Source organism: Alkalibacterium olivapovliticus (assembly GCF_003003275.1).
GTDB classification, from domain to species: Bacteria; Bacillota; Bacilli; order Lactobacillales; family Carnobacteriaceae_A; genus Alkalibacterium; species Alkalibacterium olivapovliticum.
On record NZ_PVTO01000008.1, the window covers coordinates 51,810 to 75,505 of the forward strand.

Genomic DNA, 23,696 nt, shown 5'->3' on the forward strand with positions numbered 1-23,696 from the left:
AAGCCCTTAAGCTTATATTGGTTATACTTTTTAGAAGAAATCAGTTTAATTAAAAGCAGCACTTCTACGCCTATCTTCCTATTATAAGACCGTTTTTTCAAGTCATTTACTCATAATAAATCGTTGGAGATGATGACTGTATCTCATTAATATATAGCGAACTGAAAGGGATAGAGTCAATATTCTCCATAAAATCTTCAGCTGTTCCGTAAATAAGAACACCATACGTTTCGACTCCATTTTCATTAATGTAGTTAAGCGCATGATCATAAAATTCTGTTTTATGAGGATTATAATCAATTATTTCGACAAACTCATCTCGGTGACTCAAGTAAGTCAAACGAGACTCAAAATGTGTCTCGTATCCTTTAGGAAAGGGATTCTCTGAAGAAGGAGACCTGTCAAATACGTCACTTAAGTTAAATAGTGGATAGACCTCTGGATCAGGTTTCATATTCCCTTGCGGCTCGTCACTCATATTTGGATTAAACCCGATTAAGTGATTAGGCTGATTTTCACTCCACCTGGTACCGGGTTCGATCGTTCGTACTCCTACCCATTTAAAATCCAGCATCTGAACTTCTCTACTCAAATCATACAATTCTTCCATAGTTAAATCTTCCTCAAACACAATACTCATTGAAATATATGATAAAGGATTCAATTCCTCTAAATAGTTGAGTGTGATATCATTTTTACGTTGCCTGTCCCCTTCTCTGTATTCTTCAGACATCCCAGAATCGTCATCCGTTACAGGAGAGTATATGTCATCAAATCCACTCCATATGTCAAAACGGTTAGTATAACTAAATATCCCGTCATGAAAGTTCCGAGGGATTCCCCTGTGAATGTCTATTGAATGACGTTGTTCTTCATTTGTGAATAAATCTCTTAAAAAGTAGCCTGTTTCATACACCCCAAACCCTTGTGGTTCTTCATATGTGAATGAACTTAAGGTGTGTCCAGGAATATTCAAGCTGACATATGCTTTCATATCAAAAGAGAAGTCAGATTCTGGATACTCCTGACCCTCATAGGCAGTGATCGAGGTCGGATCATAGTGCAAGCTGTCTACGATACTGGACAGCCCATAGAAAATGCCTACATAGAGTAAGATAACGCTAAGCACTGACACTAAAACAACCTTTGCCAGCTTTCGGTTAACAACCTTTTTTATACTGGCTGTCTCCTCAACATCTTTAGTCACTGACTCCTCTGTCTGGTCCTTACTGAAAAATAATTCATCAGATAACTGATCTGAGAAATAATGTTCGATCGATTCATACTTCTCCAGCTCATTCTGAACGATCCGTTTCTCTTCTTCGCTTGCAGTACCTTCTTTGTAGCGAGTGATTAAGTCTTTAAAATTCATATGGATCCTCCTTCAGTAATCTTCCGAGCTTCTTACGGGCACGATAGAGTGTCGTTTTAGTATTCCCAGTCGAGAGTGATAGTGTGAGAGCAATATCTTTTATACCCATATCGCCATAGTAGAATAAGAAAATGACTTCTCGGTATATCTCCGGTTCCAGCGCTACCAGATGCAGGTATAGCCGCTCGTCTCTTTCTTTCGTTATGTATTTGTTTGCAGGTCCTTCTTTCCTGATTTCTGAAAATCCCGCTTCAAATTGACCAATAGGGTGCAGTCTGCTTTCTTTTCTCTTGAAATCAATAAACTGATTTTTCAGCACTCGAAACAACCAAAACTTGAAAGAGCCCTCTGGTATGTCAGAAGCAATAAATGCTTTGTAAAATGCTTCATTAACCAGTTCTTCAGCCATATCTTCTTGTCTGCAGAGACTAAGCGCATATAAGTATACTTCTCTGTAATATTTTTTATACGCCTTTTCCATTGCATCTGACTCCATCGAACCCCTCCCTTCACTTTATATACGTTTGAAATTGAAAAAGGTTACACTATAGTGTGCAACTCATTTTAGTGTTTGAGTACGCAAAAGCCGACTGAACTTTAACCAGTCGGCTTTTGCTTATAGAACAGTCTATTTTATCAGATCGTTTCACGCTCTAAAGAACTAGAAAACGTTTGACTTAGTTTGAAAATAGCTTCTCCCTTACCCCAAATCAATTTCAAGCAGCAAAGGTGTATGATCCTGGCGTATACCGGAATCGATCATTTCAGATTTAACGACTTTATCTGCCGCGCGGTCACTCACCAGCCAGTAATCGATTCTCCAGCCGGAATTGTTCACTTTGCTGGTTTTAACCCGCTGATTCCACCAAGAATACTGTCCTGTCACATCACCATGTATGTGTCGGAACGTATCTGTAAAGCCTTTGTTAAGGAGCCGCGTGAACCCCTCACGTTCTTCATCTGTGAAGCCTGCTGACAGGTGATTGTTTTTGGGATTCGCCAAATCGATTTCTGTGTGCGCTACATTAAAATCGCCTGTCGCCACGACGATTTTCTTCTCGTCCAGTTGAGCTAAGTACTCAGCATATTTTTCATCCCACAGTTGACGTTCTTTTAGTCTCACAAGCCCTGATCCTGCATTAGGCGTATAGACTTGAGTCAAGTAAAAGTCCTCAAACTCAAGCGTAATAATTCTTCCTTCAGAATCCATAGTATCCGGTGCTCCGATTTTTGGAAGTGTAGCTGCAGGAGTTAAATGGTTTTTATATAAAAACATCGTTCCGGCATAACTTTTTCTGGCCGGTTCTTCCGAAAGACTCCAGACAAGTTCATAGTCAGGAAATTTTTCTTTTAAAACTTCCAAGTGTTTCTTTGAAGGGCCGGTTCTGGGCAATTTTGTTTCCTGAATGGCAATCACTGATGCATCCTGTTTGATGATCGTATCCAATACATCACGTGACATCACTGCTCGAGCAGAATCACTCGTCAAAGCTGCATTTAATGAATCAATATTCCATGTAATAAATTTCAATGTCATTCTCCTCTATCGATTATTTACTTCTTTCACACCTACTATATTAACATTAAGACTCAAATAGAACGACTTTTTTGTGATTTTTTAATAATCGAGGGGTCAAACACGAGGCGATTCTTATCAGTTTAGTCATAAATCAGAAACCTTCTATGCATTATCAGCAGCGTTCCTCTTAAACTGACTTACTGATAAATCACAAGTCCAGGCTGTGGTTCAAGCTCCAGTACCTGTTCTGGAGTCATGAGGGGGTCATCATAGTGTACTCCCGGTTGATCAGAAAAATGATACCATAACTTAAAGCCTTTATATGGGATATTTGTAGCTTCAGCCGTGTTGTCATGTGTTGCTTTTTTACCTTCAGGAGAACCCCACCCAGAAGTATTATGAACGAGCAGCACTTGTTCATAATCAGTAGTGACGTCTTCGATAGTGTGAATCATTTTTTCAACAAACTGATGGAAAACATATTGTCTGGTCCCTGGTATTTCGTTAGATAAAAGATAGTCCTGCATGATACCCTGTACTTCATTGATTTCTGCACCTGTAACATGGCCAACTTCCTGCATTGGTTTGTCAGTACGCCATTCAGGATCGAGAGCCAGATGCACATTCGGATACCTTAAGAATGACAGAATTTCTCTGATGGAATACGCTGGATGGTGTCTGCCCATCTGATGATCAATATAGACCAGAGCGCCTCTCTCGTACGCCTCTTCAATGTATGACATTACAAGGTCATAGTTCATTTTGTAAATCTCACCACCGGGCTGAACGGTTCCGTAGACAAGATAAATGGCCGGTACAGCACCTTTACTGTCATCTGCAGCATCATAAGAGTCAGCCGTTTCAACCAGCAAATCGATCAGCTCTTTTACTGGATGTCTGCCTACGATCCCCATCACTTCAGAATTGGGGTGTCCATAATAGGCAACGATTGTATTTTCTTCAAATAGCGTGGGTGAAGTGAAAAATTCATTCAGTTCATCATTATCAAATGATGATATCGAATGGAGGTCATTTAAGTTGCTAACTGTAAATTCAGAAGAAATCCATCCTTCATTTACAGTGGGGTTATGGTGAGCGACTTGATACCAGGTTTCGTTTTCAATTTTAGCCTCGTTCATCACTTTAACTTCATTTCCTTTGACTAAACTGCCAAGTGACTCGCTCTCTTCTCTGCTGTCGGCTCTAACGGTCAATCTGTCTGCACTTATGTAAACAGTGTCTTCCTGATTGCCGAATATCGAAGCAGTCTCTTCCTCTTGCTCTTCCATATCATCTTCAGACTCTTCTGCTGGGTCTTCATTATCTATTTCGTCTTCTTCATTTTTTGATAATTCATCACCATTATCAGCGTTATCCTCATTTTCTGCCATGTCTTCTTGTTCGACCAGTTGCTGATTAGCATGATCCTCTAGAGTAGGATCTTCCTGACTGCAGGCCGTTAGACTGATTGCTGAGGCAGCAATTAAGGCTAATGCAGTTAAATATGTATTTTTCACTAGTTTATCTCCCTTCACCTTATAATGGCGTTTATCCTCACCGGTTGATGCTTTTCTGTCCTCAAGCCGCCCGCATCCAGAGGTTCAGTGCCAGTCCGTCAACTGGAGAATCATCCAGCAACCGGCTTTCTCCTGTCGACCGCCTCGCATTGTCCGTTTGACCAAATGCCTGCTTCTGATTAAATAACTACTTTCCTAATTCACTTTCGGTTTAGTTACTGATCCACCCGTTTATCTCTTCACTCTCTTCCATCGGGTATACTAAGCCTATTTGTCTTCTGCATTCATCCATCAATGCCATTACATCGATCGTACTCTCAGGTGAAATGATTTCTCCTGCTTTTTTTCCAGAACGAATCTCGGCAGCTACATTGGAAAATTGTCTGCCATATAAAAGATCTCTGACTTCAAAGGTTTCTTCTTTCGTCTCCGTCTTAAGAATCGCCTCTTTCGCCATATGAAATTTCGGAATAGAAATAGACCCTTTCGTTCCTTTTATTTCAAAGAAGTGACCACCCGCTTCTTCCATCGACACAAACAGGTTGGCTTTAAATTCAGGATAATTAAATACTATAGTTTCACTGTAATCAACTTTGTCCATTTTAGCTGTACAGTCAATTTTTTCGGGAATACCAAACAGTTCATAGCAGTATCGGATATTATAAATACCAAGGTCCAGCAAGGCACCACCCAACATGGCAGGCGTCGTAAGTCTGGGATTAGTGTTGTTACTTATCAACGGTACAGCAAATGAAGAATCAACTGACTGAATATCACCAATCACTCCAGACTCCACCCACGTTTTGACCTGTAAAGCTGTTTTATTGTGCCAGGTCCACATCGCTTCAGACACATAGACATCTTTGTCTTTAGCATAGTCAAAAATCGCTTTTGTCTGTTTGGCATTAACTGTAAACGGCTTTTCGCAAAGGACCGGTTTATTATTATCTATTGAAAGAATTGTAAACTCAGCATGTTTATCTCCATTCACATTCACGTAAACGCCTTCCACTCCATCTGCATTGATCGCTTCTTCAGCTGTATCGTAAACAATACCACCATATTCTTTTGCAAAGTCTTCAGCTTTTGACCTCGTTCTGTTCCACACTGCTACTATCTGATTGTCATCAGTCTGTACCAGTTCTTTTGCTGTACCATGAGCAATTCCTCCGCACCCAATGTAAGCCCATCCAAATCTAGCCATTCGTATTCCTCCGTTTTTTAAATATGCTATTAAAGTCTTTCTAATTCTAATATAAACCGAATCACAAGTAAACGCTATCACCTTTTTTCATTCATAGACATCTAACTTTACAGGATTGGACCGCTGTCATTTTTCTTTCATTACCTCTGATGATCACGTCAATCTGACTCATCACTCAAATAGTCAGTCTCAATTGACTGAATAAACTGAATGACACCAGCATCTATTTGTTTAGTTAATGCCTTTAACTGATCAAAATTTGGGTGCTCAACCACTACATTTTCCAGAATGGCTGACATTCCTTTTCTATTATCAGTTAACGTATAGTTTTTCATTTGATAGTGGCTGAATTTAGTATGATAGTTAGACATGACGGCTCTATTTCTTCCAGCAAGCCATACTTCAAACTGCATATGTTCATAAGTGAACACGACGATATATTTTAAATCTTTTTGTTTAGTCAACTGACTTCTTAGAGTGAAGAAAGTTAAGTCCATATACCCCTGATAAAAATTCGAAGATACGTCATATTCAGGATAATTCTCTTTAAAATAGTTTCTCAGCTCTTTAATATATAGTATTAATCCTTTATAAGCCTGTTGACTGTTCGTCTCCTTTAATACAGTACGAAATTCCCATAAGTGTTTGTCAAGAGAGTCCATATTTACCCCATCCTTTCACATATATCCAGTCAGTAAAATAAGCGATCACTTACAAGTCCAGTCAGCGAGACAATGCCTTCTCTCTTCTCTGGAGAAAAAGCGATAGTTAGTGAACGACTTTAGGATGTGCACATCATTTTAGTAGCTGGAACTATTAAATACAGTACTCGCTAACTGTAATTTAGTGCCTTCCTGATCATGATTCTTTTATTTCCATAGCATACCAATTCTCTGCTCTTTTTACACTTTTTTTCTATTAAGCGTCTCCTGCTTCCCTCTCTTCAGGTCAAGTAAACCATTCGAACTTAACATAGTGACTGTGTAAAAAAATGCCCACGAACTGATATGTCCGGGGCATTAAGTAAAGTCCAGTTTAACTTTGTTCAGTTATTCTAATTGTAACTGGAAGTAATCTGGGACGATTTTAGGCTCTTTTCGATCTAATAAGTGTAATACCAGTTTTGAAACAAGTACTCCAGGACCTAATGCCTGTCCTACACTAATCGTTGGGATAGATCGATTCTTAAGCCAGCCTGCTATTTTTTCCTCTGTGGCATAATCTGGGAGATTCTGAGTATATAATGCTGGTGGAAAAGTCTGTCCTCTCAAGTTATCGATCGATATATCTTCGGGTATTCCCACATATTCCTCAAGTTTTAACCCCCTAGGAGAAAATGTCATCACAGAAGTCCCAAATCCAAGCGCGACCGCAGTTGTTATAAATAAGTTCTTCAGTCGAGCTGCACGGTGGAGAGCAACCGCCTCAGGAAATGCAAAATAGTCTATGGCATCAATTACATAATCAGCTCCCTCGACAAAAGCTGGCGCATTTTCTTCACTTACGCCTTCATTGTAACAGACTACCTCCATATCGGGATTTATAGTCAGCAAGTGATTTTTCAATACTTCAGCTTTTCTTTGTCCGACTGTCAGATGTGTGGCTGCACATTGGCGATTGATATTAGACACATCGAACGTATCCGGATCAGCTAGGACCAATTTGCCCACACCCATTCGCGTGAGTAGTTCAGCTGAAAATCCTCCTATACAGCCACAACCCGCTATAGCAATCGTGGCGTCATGTAATGTCTGAACTTCTTCTTCAGACATTATTCCTAAATTCCGACTGAATTGTTCATTAATCATGATGATAGCTCCTCCAGTTCAATAGTGTCATCTTTCATTAAATAGTCATATAATGTGCGGCGTTTCTCTTTAAGAGTGGCTAAACATTCTGAAAGATTCAGAACACACGGAATAGTCTTAGAACCTAAATAAATATTTGGTTCTCCGATAACCTCAAAAGGAAATTTAAATATTCGGTGCATATATCTGTAAACTCTCTCATCTATACAGCAGACCCAATGCGTCAAACCGTTGGTTAAAGAATAATTCAATACTGTTTTGATCAGGCCCAAACCGACATCATGTTTTGGCATTTTAGTAAATGCACTGATCTCTGCATATTTATTTTTTTCTATACCCGCAAGCTTCATTTTCTCAATATCGAAAATAGTAAAATGTTTCATGGTCGGTAAATCGTTCAGTGACATAAAGATCAGTCTAGTTACACCCACGACCTCTTCCATATCTGGAGTTTGTACAACAAAATAAGTAGAATAGTTTATGTAAGGATCATCCTCATCCTGTTTGTGAAATCCCACGTCCTGATAACGCTGATGATGTAAAGCTATTGCTTCTTTCGACAATACCCCTTCCGCTTCTCTAAAAATATATTTTTCTTCGTTCTCCATCTTAACACTCCCTTATTTTAATATCCGTACCTTCCTATTAAACGTTAATTCCCTTTGAATTGGTAGTAAAGTTCACAAAACGTTTATAGAATGTATAGTTATTCAGTCAAATAAATGATAAACTCTTACAGGATAGGCTTATAAAATAAAAACAAGAATTAGGATGATCCATATAGTGAATAAAATCACAAATAAAAAAGAACAGTTATTAAAGAGTCTCACTCAGAATTATGATAAGCGTTTGAATGACCAGATACTAAAGATCATTATGATCTATATTCTTCTCAGTATTGGATGGAACCTGGTTTTTAGGTGGTTCAATTTCCCCTACTCAAGAGCAACGATAAGTGTCCTCATGCTCTGCTTTGTTGCCTTATCAGCCGTTTTTCTTCTCTTCCGTTTTACTGGCTTCCCTCTTAAAATAAGGACACATATTGTCTTAATGCTCGTTGTGTTTGTCATTATCAGTTTATATTATGGCTCAGGGTATTCAGAAGCCTGGAGTTATTTCCTTCTTATACCAATTGTAACCAGTTTATATGGCAAACGAATCTTATCGATTGTCTATTCAGTAATGGGGCTGCTTAGTTTATCTTTCGTCAGTATTGTACTGCCTCTAGAGACGTATTACACGACTGATGGTATAGATATTTCCAACCGCATTTTACTCTATATTATTGTGGCGACATTCAGCTATCTGCTTCTATCCAAATTAAATTCACTTTACAATAAGCAAGCCAACACAGTGATTCATTCCATGGAAACAACACTTGAACAAGTTGTTCAAAGCTTTGTTGTGGCTATGGAAGCAAAAGACCATTACACATTCGGCCACAGTGAACGTGTCAGTCAATATGCTGTTGCGCTGGCAAAACACTTGCCTGAGTATCAGGATAGTCAAAAATTAAAACACCTGCGTTTAAGTGGTCTCCTTCATGATATCGGCAAAATCAGTATCTCTGAACACATTTTAACGAAGACCACTACATTAACACCAAAAGAATATGATGAAATCAAGACACATACAACTTTTGGCGCTCAAATGGTCGAGAAGATTGAAGGATTAAAAGGACTAAAACCAGGCGTTCTCTATCATCATGAAAGATGGGACGGGAAAGGATACCCGACTGGAGCTAAAGGAGATTCAATCCCGTTAGAGGCCCGAATATTAGCCGTGGCGGACTCATTCGATGCGATGACATCTACTAGATCTTATAGGGACGAAATATCGGTTAAAGAAGCATTTAATCACCTTGAGCAAGGATTAGGCACACAGTATGACCCTAATTTATCTAAAGTCATTAAAGCGACAAAGAATGAATTTTTAAAGATCTATGCCGATTCTCACGATCCGCTGGAAGAATTTGAAAAACTCACTGATTTTTTATAAATACATCACACCCCTCACTTATGGAGGGCAATGAAAATTGCCTTCCATAAGTTTTTTTATGGGTATAATTTTAGAAACGGATAATTTAACTCTTATATGCACCTGATAATTACAATAATCTTTCAATTACTCTACCACCTGACTCAAATCTGCGTTGCTTCATTTTTGATTTTTTAAAGATAGTATGTGTAACCTATTTTTATTTTCATACTAAAATTGCAATTAAACCCCTTTCTTTTATATAATACATATAGCTATCTGCTTACACTAGCCACTTCTTCATTAATTATGACATTTTTATGCTGGATGACATCAATACAATCAAATAGTAAGCGGCTGATCAATTACTGCAGTCACACTTTTAATAGGATAATACACTTTTAAAAAAGAATAAGGAGCGATTACATGAATTATTTTGTGTCAATAAAAGGAAATGATCAGGCCAAAGGAACAGCTGATCAGCCCTTTCAGACAATATCACAAGCTGCTGCCCTGGCTCTGCCAGGGGATACAGTTACTGTTCATACCGGAGTCTATAGAGAATGGGTTAACCCGGCTAATGGAGGAACCCAAGACCAGAGAATACTCTACAAATCTGCAGAAGACGGTGAAGTCGTCATTTCAGGGGCAGAACGTATTGCTGACTGGACGGCTGAAGAAGGCGATGTCTGGAAAGCAGAAGTTCCGAACACTCTGTTTACTGAGCGTAATCCGTTTGAAACAGAATTGAGTGGTGACTGGCTCTTTGATGGAGAGTTGACTGCTCATCTCGGCGAGGTCTATATAGATGGAAAATCTCTATATGAATGCGAGAGTATTGATAACGTACATAAACCCGAAATCTGGCCTGAAGCAAAGTATCCAGATGATTCACTGCTGAAATGGTATGGAGAAGTCGGTCCTGACACTACTAAAATTTGGGCAAACTTTGGTGGAAAAGATCCTCGCAGAGAGAACGTGGAAATCAATGTCCGTCCACATGGTTTCTGGCCTGAAAAACCTGGTCTTGATTACATTACTGTTAGTGGATTCACGCTTCGTCAAGCATCCCCCCAATGGGCAGCTCCTACTGAATTCCAGGAAGGCTTGATTGGTCCTCACTGGAGCAAAGGTTGGATTATTGAAAATAATATTATCAGCGAATCCAAAAACGTCGGAATCAGTTTGGGCACTGAAATTGGTACTGGTCACATAGATAAACAAAGTAAAGGTGGCACTCAACGTGAACAGGAAGTTATCTTGAAAGCTTTACGTTCTGGTTGGCATAAAGAAACTGTTGGGAGTCATATTGTTCGCGGAAATGTTATACACGATTGTGAACAGGCTGGTATTGTAGGCCATATGGGTGCTGTTTTCAGCGAGATTTCACAGAACCGTATTTACAATATCCACCACAAGCGTCTCAGACATGGTGCTGAAGTTGGCGGAATCAAGCTTCACGCAGCTCTGGATACTCACATTACCGGAAACAAAATCTACAGCTCCTACCGTGGACTCTGGCTAGACGGGCAGGCACAAGGCACGCGTATTAACCGCAATGTGTTTTTTGATAATATATCCGAAGACTTATTCGTTGAAGTCTGCCACGGTCCTTATCTGGTTGACCACAATCTCTTCCTTTCACCAATTAATTTCAGAGATATGGCTCAAGGAGGTGCTTTTGTCCACAACTTATTTGCCGGTCAATTTGTAGTACAGTCCGAGGTCACACGCACGACACCCTACCATTTCCCACACGAAACTGCCATGGCTGGGTATTCTAATATTACGGGTGGAGATGACCGGTATTATAACAATATCTTTTTAGGCGATGCTGAAACAAATAAAGAACCCGTCCCGATCACTTTCTTTGAGCATCTTCCTCTCAAACCTAGAGAGGAAACTGGAGAAGGCGGAAAAGCTGTAATGGACGGTGTTCCTGAGGATTCTATCTGCTATCTGCATCCCGTAGGACTGGGTGGATACAATGAGCACCCTAATGTCAGCGACAAGAAATGGTGGGAATACACTAAAGAGGAACTTGCTAACTTGGAAGGTGCTGCAAAACCCTTCCTTATTGGAAATGCAGTCCTTCCAGTAGGATTGGATGGAAACCTGTATCTTAACAGTGCGGTTCCGAGCAGTCATGAGCCCGAAGCAAAAGTGTTTAAACACAAGGGTATTATCGTTGAGACCAATACTAAGCAAGGCACGGTCCAAGTTCAGATCAATGAGCCCTCAATAATTGCTGGAGCCTCTGCAGCCCTGATCACTACTGATACTCTAGGTAAAACGTATCATGCCGATATGAAACATGAGCAGCCGGACAGTACGCCTTACTGCTTCAATTCTGATTTCTTCGGTCAAAACAGACCTGAAGTAGTTGCAATACCGGGTCCATTTGTATTATATGGAAATGATCCTATTGAGTTTGACTGTTAAGGATAATATTATTTATCTTCCATATTAACTTGATCTTTTTCAATCATTTATATGACTTAGTGTGTCCTCTAAAGCTGACAATCATATAATGTAAACTAATTTAAAGATAGTAGGATGTTAACTATTATGTATGCAAAAGTAATCAATCAATTAAATCGAGTCATTACTCGTTCAGTCTATGCGACTTATCCTGTCGTTCTCATACTGCTGGTTTATTGGGGAGATTCAAGATTTTGGAGAGTGCTGCTGGCGCCTTCCATTTCTTTTGTACTGGTAAGTGTGTTTCGAAATATGATTAACGCTCCCCGCCCTTATGAAGTGACCGGCGTTACGCCTATTATACAAAAAGATACTCAAGGTAAATCTTTTCCCAGTCGCCATGTCTTCTCTGTGTTTGTTATTGCAACGACATTCTATTTCATATCCCAACCGTTAGGTATAGTCCTGATGGTCATGGGCTGTGTTTTAGCCATATTAAGAGTCATAGGTGGCGTTCATTATGCAAGAGATGTTATAGCTGGAGCGATCATCGGTATTATCTCTGGGGTGCTAGGGTTCTATTTCTAAATGCTCCGTTAAAGTCTCCTCTGTTTAGAGTAATTAGAGTAAACAGCGAAGTGTCCCTGGTCTGTTCAGACTTGGACCTTCGCTTTTTTCATACTATCAGACTGCATAGAAAGGTAACATATTTTTAATCCGCTACTATCTACCACTGCAGAGAACGTTTAATTTTTAAAAAACGCCAGTCATCACTGATAAGTATCAAGTACCTAATCCTTTTTGAAATACTGCTTGACAAGGAAAGCCATGAGTTCATCAGGCTGTTCTTTTAAAAACTTAGCAGTATCTCCGAACACCATTGCGTATGTCGCTTCGGCTGTATAGGGTTCCCATTCTGGCATATCTTCCTCATTAGTCTCTTTCCCATTCGGATTTCCGGAAGAAATAAAATTGACCAGGTAATTGCTCATCTGACGAGCCAAGTCATAATGTTTACCTGTAAAGGGTCTCCAGCCTTTCGCCAGAGTCTCGAAGAAGAACCACAGATCTGCAGAATGAAATGTCCCAGGATTATCCCAACCAGGTATTTCTGGATCAAAATTATAATAATAAAGAGGCATTTCCGCTCCCCTATCAGAATTTGCCTGACCCGCTATACGTATGGCATATTCAATCGTTCTGACAGAAGCATTACTTAATACGTCATTTAAATTACCCGATTCAAACTGACACAGATTTAGATAGTCATCCGCATCGGATCCAAACCGCTCAATTGCCATTTTCTTAAACTCGTCCAGACTGTCGACGTTCGGTTTACTATAAAACTCATCTGATGTGTGCCCTAATAATACAGGGACCATTAGACGTTTGTTTTCAAGAAAAAGGGTGAGCGCATTTCCCATAACAAACTGTTTATCTATGACTGGTCCCCAAAAGGACTTGTATTCTAACGCTTTTTGTCGAAGTTCTTCACCATCAAGCTCACGAGCCTCTGCCAGGGATGAGACACCAAGGAAGTCAAAAAACGTAACACCCTCATTTTCCACTTGAGAAAGCGTTCTTCCGCTACCCGGAATCCCTCCACTTCCGTAAACGTTTGCAAAAATACCACTGAGAATAACAGCTTTATTAAAGAGCCCTTTATTTTGAGGAGCCGTTAAGTGATGCATAACGCTACCTCCACCTGCAGACTGTCCCCCAATTGTGATATTATCAGGATCGCCTCCAAACGAAGCAATATTTCGTTTGACCCACTTTATACCCGCTTGCTGATCCAACAAACCAAAATTTGTAGGTGCACCGGGCGCTTCTGCGGTCAGTTCAGGATGAGCTAGAAAGCCAAATGAATTTAAGCGGTAGTTCACTGTGACGATGATCGCTCCTCTGCGAGCTAATCGTTCTCCGTCAAATTCCATTTCGGATGTATAGCCATACTGGAATGCCCCGCCAAAGAACCACACATAAACTGGCAGGTTTTCATCGCTACTGGAGGCTGGTGTCCAAATATTAAGATAGAGGTTGTCCTCGTCCATGGGAACATCCGGATCCACGTGCCATTCTCTTGCATAAAAATCATCTTTATTTAAGCCCGGTGTAGCCTGCATAGAAATAGGTGCAAATTCAAAAGCCTTTAATGTCCCTTCCCAGTTTTGAGCAGGCTGTGGCGCGTGCCATCGGTTTTGTCCTACAGGTGGAGCTGCAAACGGTATGCCTTTAAACGTGGTGATACGAGGATCTGCAGCTGGCAGACCTTGAATTATTCCATTTTCTATTTTCACTTTTCTTAGCATTTATAATTTCTCCTCTCAATAATTGATACTTGGTAAAAAGTGCCGGCTATACTGTACTAAACTAAAGAAATTGCAGAATTGTAAGACTATAATAGAGCATCTTCATAAATAGTTTAGTAAAGGGATTTTATTTTTAATTAATGTATGACTAATAATAATCTACCACACAAGCTAATCCTTACATTCACTCTATACTCCCTTTTAAAGAAAACAATGGATAGATTTTTAAACATAGGCCCAATTAAATAACTTTTTTCATTAGCAAACCAGGTTGGGTCAGAATTTAAGGATAAATAGTATAACCACCTTAAACGAAGACGACATTACACAATCAAAGTAAAGCTTCCAAAAATTCTTTTGCTTTTTCTTTTCCTCCAGACTCTTTAAAACTTTTAGAAATATCAGCGGTCGCTTCTTTGTACTTTGTGTTACCTATAACGTCACTAACACACTTAGCAATAGCCGACGGATTAGATGAGTTTAGTATTGCTCCGGCTCCCAATTCACTTGTCCTTTTAGCGACAGCCCCTTGTTCCCTAGTCTGAGGAAACATGACGAGTGGCACTTGGTAATATAGAGCCTCTGACACGGAATTCATTCCACAATGTGTGATGAAAACATCCGTAATAGTTAAAACAGCCATTTGATCTACAAAATCATATACTTCAATATTATCTGGCAAATCAGAAAGGGGTTCATCTCGCTGACCAAGGGATATTATAACTTGGTAGTCGGTATTCCTTAAAGCTTCAATACAATTTCTAAAGAAATTAGAATCTTCTACTACAGTTCCCATAGAAATATATATCGTTCTTAAAGCCTTTTTTTCCATAGGTTTTTCGATAGGTCTAATGGACGGTCCTATAAAACAATAGTTATCTGAGAATGTTTCTGAACAGGGCTGGAACGCTTTAGATGTATAGACTATTGTATGTGTATTATTATCATTTTTTACAATATCCATAATCCCTTTAACAGGGTAGCCATTTCCCTTCAATCTCCTGATTTGTTTAGTCACTTTCGGCATAGAGAAAATTAACTTAAACACATCACTAATCCCATGAACCATATATTTCGATGAATATTGATTAAAGGCAAATGTAGTTGTTGAGGATACGTAAGGTATATTGAATTTTGTAGCAACCATCTTTCCCCAATAAGCGACTGAATCCGATATAATTACATCTGGGTTAATCTCCTTCACTTTTGCTGTAATCATTTTATCCAGTGCCAAGGTTGAATTAACCATAAGTTCAACGGCAAATGCGATGTCTTTTCCAACTCTATCAGCATTTTCTTTATCGTCCATATCAAAGTCATACCCATCACAGGATATAAACGTAGCTCCTGCATTCTCTATTTTCTCTTTAAATGTTTCAAAAGAGAAGTAAACTATTTCATGTCCAGCTTCTGTCATTTCTCCAACAATATCCAGAGTAGGATTCGTATGACCGTGCGCTGGAATGCAAAACCATGCAATTTTCATTAGTCATTTCTCTCCTTGGACATCTTATTTACCTTTCTCACAAAGGTCTTCTCTGTCAAAACAACCAGCTCCTGTGCTTCATATCCGATGTCCTGCAAAATAATTAACCCTATTTCTGTCTTCTATTATTGAATTCTCTCATCAGCCTACTCTCTTTAGAAGTTATTTTCAGTAAGGAAATAAATATAAGACAAGCTTGCATTTATTTCTCATCTCTTTGTCTTTCAGCCTTTTATAGGTATAGACCTCTTAACTAAAGAGAATAATCATCAGAGGCTTAGATCATTTTTTTCGATCAAAATATCTTGACACTGAACTATAAGCTCGGGCATTCCTTCCCCGTCTCCAGTGAATAGCATATGTACCTCATACCCGTCTTCAATACGATATAGCTCTTCATACAGACATATACTTCCAACAATTTGCCCTTTCTGTTTTATGATTTTAGATGCCACAAACGTAATCTCATTAAAATCGGTAAATCCTCCGCTTGTATCCAGTAGCAGGACCACATTATTTTTACCAACTATAAAATCTATCGTCTCACAATCGTGAAATCCAAACCTTTCTTTAATGATGTGAGGAATACTTTCCTCTTCCTGTACTTTCATATACTCTTTAAAAATTCGGTTCATTTCATTCTCATTTTCTTTACTGAAAGCTTTTAACTGTTTTTTCATATTTTTCGTGCAGTACCCTAAAGAAAATAGCCGTATATCTAAAATTTGCTGATAAAGTTCGGGAGACAGTTTATCAGCTGTTTCTTTTATTTTCAATTCATGAATAAATTTAAAATGCTCTCTGCATTTTTCTTCATCAAACGGTGGACGACTGTCGTACTCTTCTATCAGTTTTTGAATATGGTCTTTTTCTTCGGGCGACATATGATAAATGATGATGTCTTCATCTTTTATACCTTCTTCCTCTAGAAACGCATCAAGAGGTATTAATGTACTTTCATCGTTTTCCAACATAAAACGTGGATCTTCATCGTACAATTCACGCTCAAATTCTATAAATTTTTTCTCTTTTCTTTTATAGAGCCGTGAATATAGCGCGTCGTTGTAATCCTCAGCACCGCTATGAATTCTCATGTCAAAATGAAGGTCTGTATGCTGACTTATTCTATACCATTCCTCAGTTAAATATCTCATAGTTTATCCTTTCATTAAACACACATTAGGCTTCCCGATAAATCTAAAGACGACAAAGGGTCTACCCCGTCGTCAAATACTATCCATCAAAAAGAACCCCTGCTGAACATCTATTATTAAAAGTGTCCCACAGAGGTTGCTAAATAAATACGATTAATAACTACTTATTTTCAGTTAACAAACTGCACGATTAATAGCTGAAGGAAAGAGTCCATCTTTAGCAAACCTCTTTATACAGTGTTTTACTTTTTCTTTGAATTCATCCCTAAGCTACCCACTTTAATCAGCCGTTTTTTTAATCCCCGCGATGCCGATTGCTCCCGGTCCGCCATGACTGGAAATCACAGCTCCCGCCTTCATCCAAGTCGCATTTTGAATACCGTTTTCTTTCAGAAGCTCGAAAACTGTCTCTTTTTGACTGTCTTCAACACCCGGAGCCCCTACTATTAAAACCGTATCCGGGTCTATAGTATCGTTTTTTAAAAATTCATTAATCATTTTTTTCAAGCAGTTAGCAAACGATCCTCGGTATTTCGCCCCAGACACCAAGTATCCATTTTCTAAGACAATGGATGGTTGAATCTTCAGCAAATTTGCGCTATGAAAAGCCAGATTTGACACTCGTCCCCCAGCTTTCAAATAGTGAAGTGTTTTGGGCATAAACACCATGTGCGTACGCTCTCTTATCTCTTCGACAAAAGAAATAATTGCTTCTGGACTTGTATCAGGGTTATTTTCAATAAATTGAGCTGTGGCCTTCACAACAGCGGCTGCTCCAACAGAAACGTGCTTGGAGTCTACAAGATAGACATTATTAAAATCTTGAGCTGCAATAGTTGCTGCATTGAAGGATACAGTTGTAACGGCAGAATATCCGATGTGGATGATAGAAGCATCTGGATGTTCTGCAAAAACACGTTTGAAAACCTCGGCATTATCTTGAGGTGAAGTCCCAGATGTTTTAGGTAGATTTCCTGTTTTCTCATAATAATCAAAAGCATTCTGCACATCAAAACTACCATCAGAATAGGTTTGATCTCCCATTGTCACATGCATGGGGATGACTTGTATATTATACCGATCGATTAAGTCTTTAGATAAATCTGAACCACTTTCGGTTGTCAGGATATATTTATTCATAATTAACCTCCATTAATTTGGTGGATTATAGTGCTTCTATTAACTCTAGTCTATGATTATTTTATATATAATAATTGTACTTTAAAAGCTATATAACAGACTAATTTTTCTATGCAATCTTTCAGATTTTCTTTTAAAAAAACACTTTACTGTCCCTATCGGAATGTAATGTTGTCCTTATAATGTATACAATTATATTATACCGTATATATTACCACTAATACTGAAAAGTTGGATAAAAAAAGTCTACTTAATACACAATATAAAACCCCTGAAACCGTATAATGACAGTTTCAAGGGTTTTAAGATTATCTTATTTGACTAATAACGTGACGCTCTCCACATGTGTGGAGATGATAGTACGTACAAGACAATTATATTGAAGCAGTACTTGCCATACTGATATTAGTATGAAATCCTGGACATGCTATCACCCTTTTCCTTTTTTTATAAGATATCATTCTCACAGTCTTTACTGCTCCGGTAAAAGTCCTAAAGAACGTTTATTACGGGTTACAGTAACTGCAGTGCCCAGGGTCTGCTTGTTCTTTTCCTAGCGGATATAACCTCTCTTCATTATAATTACATTTGCTGCACTCATAATGAAGCGAGAGCGTTAATTCTGTCGGTCTTTTACACCATCCACAAGGTAACCCTTTTTTGGAATCCGTCACACTGTACCCTGGCCAGCTGCACTGTGGACATAAGCTAAGAACATTCTTGACTAAATCTTTTGTTGCCGTTTCGATAGTCTTCATCCGTTTTGGATTAAATAAAGCTCTCACATCTGTTTCAATGAATATGGTTTGATCCGTTGATTTGAGTAATGCCTCATGGACTGATTCTTCTAAGTGCCGGTGTGTAGTTATTCCTTTGAAGATATCTTCTGGATCTTTAGTCCCCTCACTGACTTTAACCACCATTCCTGTTTCAGGAAATCCTGCGGATAAAGCAAATGCGTGTGCTTCTGAATGATTTCTGACCACTTTATGCTTAAAAGCTGTTTCTGTAGTCGCTGCTACCCCGCTGATTTCAATGTCATTTTCCTTATCGATCAATAAAACGATTTCTCGGTTATACGGGAGAAATGGAATCATCGGATGAGGACCAAACGATCCTTCACTTGAAATAGATAGCGTCTGACCAAACTGATTCATTGCTCCTTCAGCCTTGAGTCTAGCTGCTTCCATCTGATTTCCTGTTCGCTTTGTTTCTCCAGTAAATGTTCCGAACTGATCTGAATTAAACCCTTCAGGTACAATAAGCTCAATGCCAAGGGTTTCTTTCAGTATAGGAGCGATGACAGTTTCTTTCTTGTGCATCGTCGCAATGACCGCTTCTCTGCCAGTAAACATTGTCAGTCCACATTCTTTCTTAGTCACTCGTTTCTCTCCTTCTGTAACATTCTAACCTTCGTTTTCTAATTCTGAAGTCAGTTAATTTCTTATATCATACCAGTATAGAATCTTCAATGCATCCCATTTATAACACTATCATTAAATTCCCTGTTTTTTAAAAAAGGCAGCAAGAACAATGACTGATCTGCTCTGTTTTTTTATCGCATATTTAATTGTGGTTACAACTTTTGTATTCAAGCCCAATAATATTATTTTCTAGTCAGTAACGTAACGCTCTCTACATGTGTTGAGATGATAGTGCGTACAAATCAAAAATATAAGTAGTACTTGCCATGATACTACATATATAAAAAGTCTTAATAAGCTTCATTGGACATGTTGCAATTTAAATAGTTAATCGGTTGCTTGATCGCTTCCCTTGACAGGTAAATTCTTAAGCGTATCTAAAATTTTGGCTTGGTCTAGTAATTTTTGTTCTTGTATTGGAGGAAATGTCTTAGCCACTTCATTAGAGGCACTTATAGCCGCTTCAAAACCAACCCCTTTACTCAATAACTTATCCATATTCTCTAAGACTTTAGTCATTCTTGAATGAATTTCAGCTTGATTTTCTAAATCATTAGTATCAAGATATTCATCGGCTAGTTTTCCATACAAGGCAAGATTAAACTCCACTTGAGCTTCAATCACTCTTTGTTTAGTATCTTCTGTCAAATCAAGTGATTCTAGTTGTCTATCCAGGGCTTTAATTTGTCTGTTTCCAACTTGAGCCCTTTGTACAATGGTTACTAAAGATCCAAATAGTTTAACAGCTGAATTTGATAATAAAGATAGTATAAGCCATTCCGATCCTACGTCAAAATTTTCTATAATTACCTCTGATTGAAAATCCTTAATTGAACCATGTAGCAACTTAAAGACATTATCTAAAATATTGATAATTTCATTGAATTCAATTATAGATAATTCTCTAGAAGGAAGGTTAATTATTAGAGATGAATCATTTTCTAATTCGGAGTGGAGACTACTGGTGATTAGAGTTTCCATAGCCTCAGACTTGTATGCAACTCTATTTATAACTCTTATGAACTCAATATAGGAATTTTTATCAAATGTCATAGTATTAGAATTTACCAAACTTAATAACTCTTTTGATTCAATTATTTCCTTTTCTGGCTCAAACAGACCTGTATTCAGCAAATTAATAGTAGAAGCTCTTATCATATCATACGCATGTACTCTCTTGTATGAAGTACCACTTCTACTAAAGTCTTCACCTTCAATATTTAAAAGATTTGGCAAATTATCAGCTATTACCTTTTGTACTTCTCTTAATCGCATAACTTCCTCCTTTTATTTATTAAGTCAAGTCCATAATATTGTGTAAAATACAGTACACTATCTTTGTGTGTTGAGATAATAGTACGAACAATTCAAAAATACTGGAGTAGTACTTGCCATGGTACATACTTTAGTTCATAGGAATTACTTTTTTAATTTTATTGATTGTAATAGTAGCCTATCTAATTCACCACTAATACGCTGTTGTTCTCTCAATGGGGGTAATGGCAGGATTGTATTAGCGATGTCTCTCATAACCCAGTTTTTATTGCCTACTCCTCTGGTATTTTCTCTAGCTTGAGTCTGTACTAAAGGAGATTGAATAGCGTACTTTAAGTATTTATTAAATAGCAAATCTGTATTAAATTTCAAAAGCGCAACACTAACAAAAAGACTGAATTGATTATTAGTATTAACGATTACAGGTATTCCAGTAGTTCCAACTTTCGTTAATAGTATATCGTCTTGTTCAGGATTACATCTCTTATAGAGAGAATCATGCTCCTCTTGGGAAATAAACTTGGTATTTGTAAAATCAATTTCTCCACCACTAATGTCCTTAACAGATATGAACGGAATGCCAGTAATTGTATATTTCGGAGTATGGTGTGCTCCATCTGTTAATTTTGTCAGTAAATCACCCAACCTTACCCATTTCCAGCTTGCAGGAATTTCAAAAGGAATCTCATCGTCAGTAATTTCGGGAAGTTTCTTAGTTTTCTTTATCTTACCCTGCTTAACCAGCTGTCTCTTCTCTTCTTGAATTTGATTAAAGAGTTGCTCAGCTGTTCCTTTTTCTTCTCGCTGTTCGACAAGCTTACCTTTCACAGCATATTGCAAGATAGACTTCTGCATATCTTCTGGAAAGCTTTTATTTAGCTCCTGCACTTCAGAATAGGCTGCATCGTATTTATCAATAAATGGCATTAGCTCTTCAATCTTCTCTACGATACGCTTTTGTTCTTCGAATGGTGGGAGCGGTGCTAGGTATTTCCTTAAAAAGGTTAGTGAAACAAACGATTGTACACCGCCAGCAGATTTTCTTTTCATACTTTCTTGTTCAAGCATTAAGTAATTAAGAAGATACTCCATATCAAACATATTATGTTTAATTGGTTTAAATAACGCCATGTTCTTAATTGAGAAGTCTCTAGTTTTTTTTACGAGTACAGGATTTCCAATTGATCCAATCATTGCAAATAATAGATCTCCATCATCAACACCGGATCTCATATTGATTTTTTTTGAATCTTCCAAGGAAATAAGTTTGACATTATCAAAGTCTAGCTCACCTTTTTTCAAATTTTTGCTTGTTAACAATGGAACGCCACTTGCAACATACTTTGGAGTATCGTGAGTTCCATCGCGTACATCTATTATGTCTGATAATCTGACCCATTCCCAGCTCTCAGGAATATCAAATGGCAACTCATCTTCTGAGATTTTAGGGAGTGTCTTGGACTTTTTGATTTGACCACTTTTTATAAGCTGCTTCTTTTCCGATTTAATCTTTTCAAGTAGTTCCTTCGCAGTGCCTTCCTCTTCACGCTGCTCTACAAGTTTTCCTTGAATGGCTAGTTGAAGAATACTGTTCTTTAGGTCCTGTGCATTCATTTAATTACCTCCAAGCATAGAAGTAATCTGTTCTAAGACATGATCAATTTCTGCGTTAAGAGTAGCCCGTTTCTCTTGGTATTCTTGAATCAAATCCATAGGGTCAAGAATTACTTCCTCTTCATGAGGGAAACCGCATAGGTCAATGTTGTAGCTTCTTTCCATGATTTCTTCGATGGAGTACCTCTTAGACTTAGGAAAACCGTCTACTTCAATATCTTCTCTATTATCCCACCAATTGAGGGCCGCGTTGAAGTGTTCTAGTTTCATTGGCCTTGTCTTGGAGAAGTTCTTATATCCTTCAGGCATATCCACACGGTAAAACCAGGTTTCTTTGGTCGGTTTTGTGTTATCAAAGAACAAAATGTTTGTTCTTATAGAAGTATATGGCGCAAAGACACTATGTGGCATTCTGACTACCGTATGAAGGTTGAACTCACTCATCAGCTTTTTCTTAATATTGAACTTGCCGTTATCTGTACCAAACAAGAACCCATCAGGTAAAATAACCGCAGCTCTTCCCTCTTTCTTTAGTCGATACATAATGACATTCATAAACAAATCGGCTGTCTCAGAGCTTCTAAGTTCCGTTGGGAAGTTGACCTTGACGCTTTCTTTCTCACTTCCTCCATAGGGCGGGTTCATTAAAATCACATCGAATGGATCCATTTTACGCAATTCTTTATAGTCAGTTTCTAAGGCATTTCCATGAAGAATATTCGGGTCATCAATATCATGTATCAACATATTCGTGACACATAACAAGTGCGGGAGAGCTTTCTTTTCAATCCCGTAAATTGACTGGTTATACACTTCTCTATTTTCTAAGGAGTTGCCGACTTGACGCTCCAGTTCGTTTAATGCAGACGTAAGGAACCCACCCGTACCACACGCAAAGTCTCCTATTCTATCACCTAAGACTGGTTTAACCACTTTCACCATGAAGTCTGTGACCGCTCTTGGTGTGTAGAATTCGCCTGCATTACCGGCACTTTGAAGATCTTTAAGAAAAGACTCGTAAATATTACCGAACTCGTGACGTTCCTTATACTCTGTGAAATCAATTTCATCAATAATATTGACTACTTGTCTTAATAGCACACCATCTTTTTGATAGTTATTGGCATCTTCAAAAGCATACCGCACAACGACTTGTCTAATTGGTGTGGTGTCATCAATCTCTAAATTCTTAAGTGTTGGGAACAGAGTATTATTAACAAAGTCCAGCAAACTGTCTCCAGTGAGCGCCTCGCCATCTTTTTCATCAACAGCCCAGTCTCGCCATTTTAGACCCTCTGGGATTATTGATTGATAGCTCTCCTCATGAAATTCCCACATTTCTTCTTTAGCATCATATATTTTCAAGAATAAAATCCAGACAATTTGTTCAATTCTCTGCGCGTCACCATTAACCCCTGAATCATTTCTCATAACATTTTGAATTCGTTTTACAAAGCTACTGTTCGCCATTAG

The 23,696-nt window shown here is 38.4% G+C and carries 19 protein-coding genes; 3 read left to right on the plus strand and 16 right to left on the minus strand.

The annotated features are described in order from the left end of the window. Positions 1 to 106: 106 nt before the first annotated feature. The 8 genes from CLV38_RS05480 to CLV38_RS05515 all read right to left on the minus strand — a co-directional run bounded on the left by CLV38_RS05480 (position 107) and on the right by CLV38_RS05515 (position 8,028). Entirely contained in the window at positions 107 to 1,372 is a 1,266-nt protein-coding gene (locus CLV38_RS05480) for an anti sigma factor C-terminal domain-containing protein (protein ID WP_106192557.1), read from the minus strand. Beyond that, positions 1,362 to 1,868 carry an RNA polymerase sigma factor gene (locus tag CLV38_RS05485; protein ID WP_106192559.1) on the minus strand — a complete coding sequence of 169 codons (507 nt, stop codon included), beginning with the start codon at positions 1,866 to 1,868 and terminating at the stop codon, positions 1,362 to 1,364. Before CLV38_RS05485 ends, CLV38_RS05480 begins: the two co-directional genes overlap by 11 nt. 204 nt (positions 1,869 to 2,072) lie before the next feature. Further along, positions 2,073 to 2,903 carry an exodeoxyribonuclease III gene (locus CLV38_RS05490; RefSeq protein ID WP_106192562.1) on the minus strand — a complete coding sequence of 277 codons (831 nt, stop codon included), beginning with the start codon at positions 2,901 to 2,903 and terminating at the stop codon, positions 2,073 to 2,075. Positions 2,904 to 3,088: 185 nt separating this feature from the next. Beyond that, positions 3,089 to 4,408 carry an SH3 domain-containing protein gene (locus CLV38_RS05495; RefSeq protein WP_106192565.1) on the minus strand — a complete coding sequence of 440 codons (1,320 nt, stop codon included), beginning with the start codon at positions 4,406 to 4,408 and terminating at the stop codon, positions 3,089 to 3,091. A gap of 211 nt (positions 4,409 to 4,619) precedes the next feature. Then, on the minus strand, positions 4,620 to 5,612 hold the full coding sequence (locus CLV38_RS05500) for a Gfo/Idh/MocA family protein (RefSeq protein WP_106192567.1): 993 nt from the start codon (positions 5,610 to 5,612) through the stop codon (positions 4,620 to 4,622). A 158-nt stretch (positions 5,613 to 5,770) separates the two neighbouring features. Then, positions 5,771 to 6,274, minus strand: a complete 504-nt coding sequence (locus CLV38_RS05505) for a DUF7000 family protein (RefSeq protein WP_106192569.1) — start codon at positions 6,272 to 6,274, stop codon at positions 5,771 to 5,773. Positions 6,275 to 6,661: 387 nt separating this feature from the next. Continuing rightward, positions 6,662 to 7,420 (minus strand): ThiF family adenylyltransferase, encoded by a 759-nt coding sequence (locus CLV38_RS05510; RefSeq protein ID WP_106192571.1) that lies wholly within the window; start codon positions 7,418 to 7,420, stop codon positions 6,662 to 6,664. Then, the gene (locus CLV38_RS05515; RefSeq protein WP_106192574.1) at positions 7,417 to 8,028 is read right to left on the minus strand and encodes an N-acyl amino acid synthase FeeM domain-containing protein; all 612 of its coding nucleotides are present in this window, start codon (positions 8,026 to 8,028) and stop codon (positions 7,417 to 7,419) included. Before CLV38_RS05515 ends, CLV38_RS05510 begins: the two co-directional genes overlap by 4 nt. Before the next feature lie 175 nt (positions 8,029 to 8,203). Between CLV38_RS05515 and CLV38_RS05520 the strand changes: the two genes are divergently transcribed. From CLV38_RS05520 to CLV38_RS05530, 3 genes are all read left to right on the plus strand, one after another. Then, complete coding sequence (locus CLV38_RS05520; protein ID WP_170068821.1) at positions 8,204 to 9,418, plus strand: HD-GYP domain-containing protein; 1,215 nt, start codon at positions 8,204 to 8,206, stop codon at positions 9,416 to 9,418. Positions 9,419 to 9,823: 405 nt separating this feature from the next. Continuing rightward, positions 9,824 to 11,839 (plus strand): right-handed parallel beta-helix repeat-containing protein, encoded by a 2,016-nt coding sequence (locus CLV38_RS05525; RefSeq protein WP_106192579.1) that lies wholly within the window; start codon positions 9,824 to 9,826, stop codon positions 11,837 to 11,839. Between the two features lie 126 nt (positions 11,840 to 11,965). Beyond that, on the plus strand, positions 11,966 to 12,406 hold the full coding sequence (locus CLV38_RS05530; protein ID WP_170068822.1) for a phosphatase PAP2 family protein: 441 nt from the start codon (positions 11,966 to 11,968) through the stop codon (positions 12,404 to 12,406). A 203-nt stretch (positions 12,407 to 12,609) separates the two neighbouring features. On the opposite strand, the gene CLV38_RS05535 is transcribed toward CLV38_RS05530, so the two are convergent. The 8 genes from CLV38_RS05535 to CLV38_RS05570 form a co-directional block, all read right to left on the minus strand. After that, a complete protein-coding gene (locus CLV38_RS05535) occupies positions 12,610 to 14,130 on the minus strand; it encodes a carboxylesterase/lipase family protein (protein ID WP_106192585.1) in 1,521 nt (506 codons plus the stop codon). A 331-nt stretch (positions 14,131 to 14,461) separates the two neighbouring features. Continuing rightward, positions 14,462 to 15,616: a macrolide family glycosyltransferase gene (locus tag CLV38_RS05540; protein WP_106192587.1), complete on the minus strand. Its 1,155-nt coding sequence runs from the start codon at positions 15,614 to 15,616 to the stop codon at positions 14,462 to 14,464. A gap of 269 nt (positions 15,617 to 15,885) precedes the next feature. Further along, complete coding sequence (locus tag CLV38_RS05545; RefSeq protein WP_106192590.1) at positions 15,886 to 16,770, minus strand: DUF4085 family protein; 885 nt, start codon at positions 16,768 to 16,770, stop codon at positions 15,886 to 15,888. A 279-nt stretch (positions 16,771 to 17,049) separates the two neighbouring features. Beyond that, positions 17,050 to 17,910: a DegV family protein gene (locus CLV38_RS05550; RefSeq protein WP_106192592.1), complete on the minus strand. Its 861-nt coding sequence runs from the start codon at positions 17,908 to 17,910 to the stop codon at positions 17,050 to 17,052. A gap of 506 nt (positions 17,911 to 18,416) precedes the next feature. After that, positions 18,417 to 19,292, minus strand: a complete 876-nt coding sequence (locus CLV38_RS05555) for a DUF6671 family protein (RefSeq protein ID WP_211295427.1) — start codon at positions 19,290 to 19,292, stop codon at positions 18,417 to 18,419. A gap of 369 nt (positions 19,293 to 19,661) precedes the next feature. Continuing rightward, the gene (locus CLV38_RS05560) at positions 19,662 to 20,609 is read right to left on the minus strand and encodes a hypothetical protein (RefSeq protein ID WP_106192595.1); all 948 of its coding nucleotides are present in this window, start codon (positions 20,607 to 20,609) and stop codon (positions 19,662 to 19,664) included. Positions 20,610 to 20,753: 144 nt separating this feature from the next. After that, positions 20,754 to 22,223 (minus strand): restriction endonuclease subunit S, encoded by a 1,470-nt coding sequence (locus CLV38_RS05565; protein ID WP_106192597.1) that lies wholly within the window; start codon positions 22,221 to 22,223, stop codon positions 20,754 to 20,756. Next, on the minus strand, positions 22,224 to 23,693 hold the full coding sequence (locus CLV38_RS05570; RefSeq protein ID WP_106192600.1) for a class I SAM-dependent DNA methyltransferase: 1,470 nt from the start codon (positions 23,691 to 23,693) through the stop codon (positions 22,224 to 22,226). Between the last annotated feature and the right edge of the window lie 3 nt (positions 23,694 to 23,696).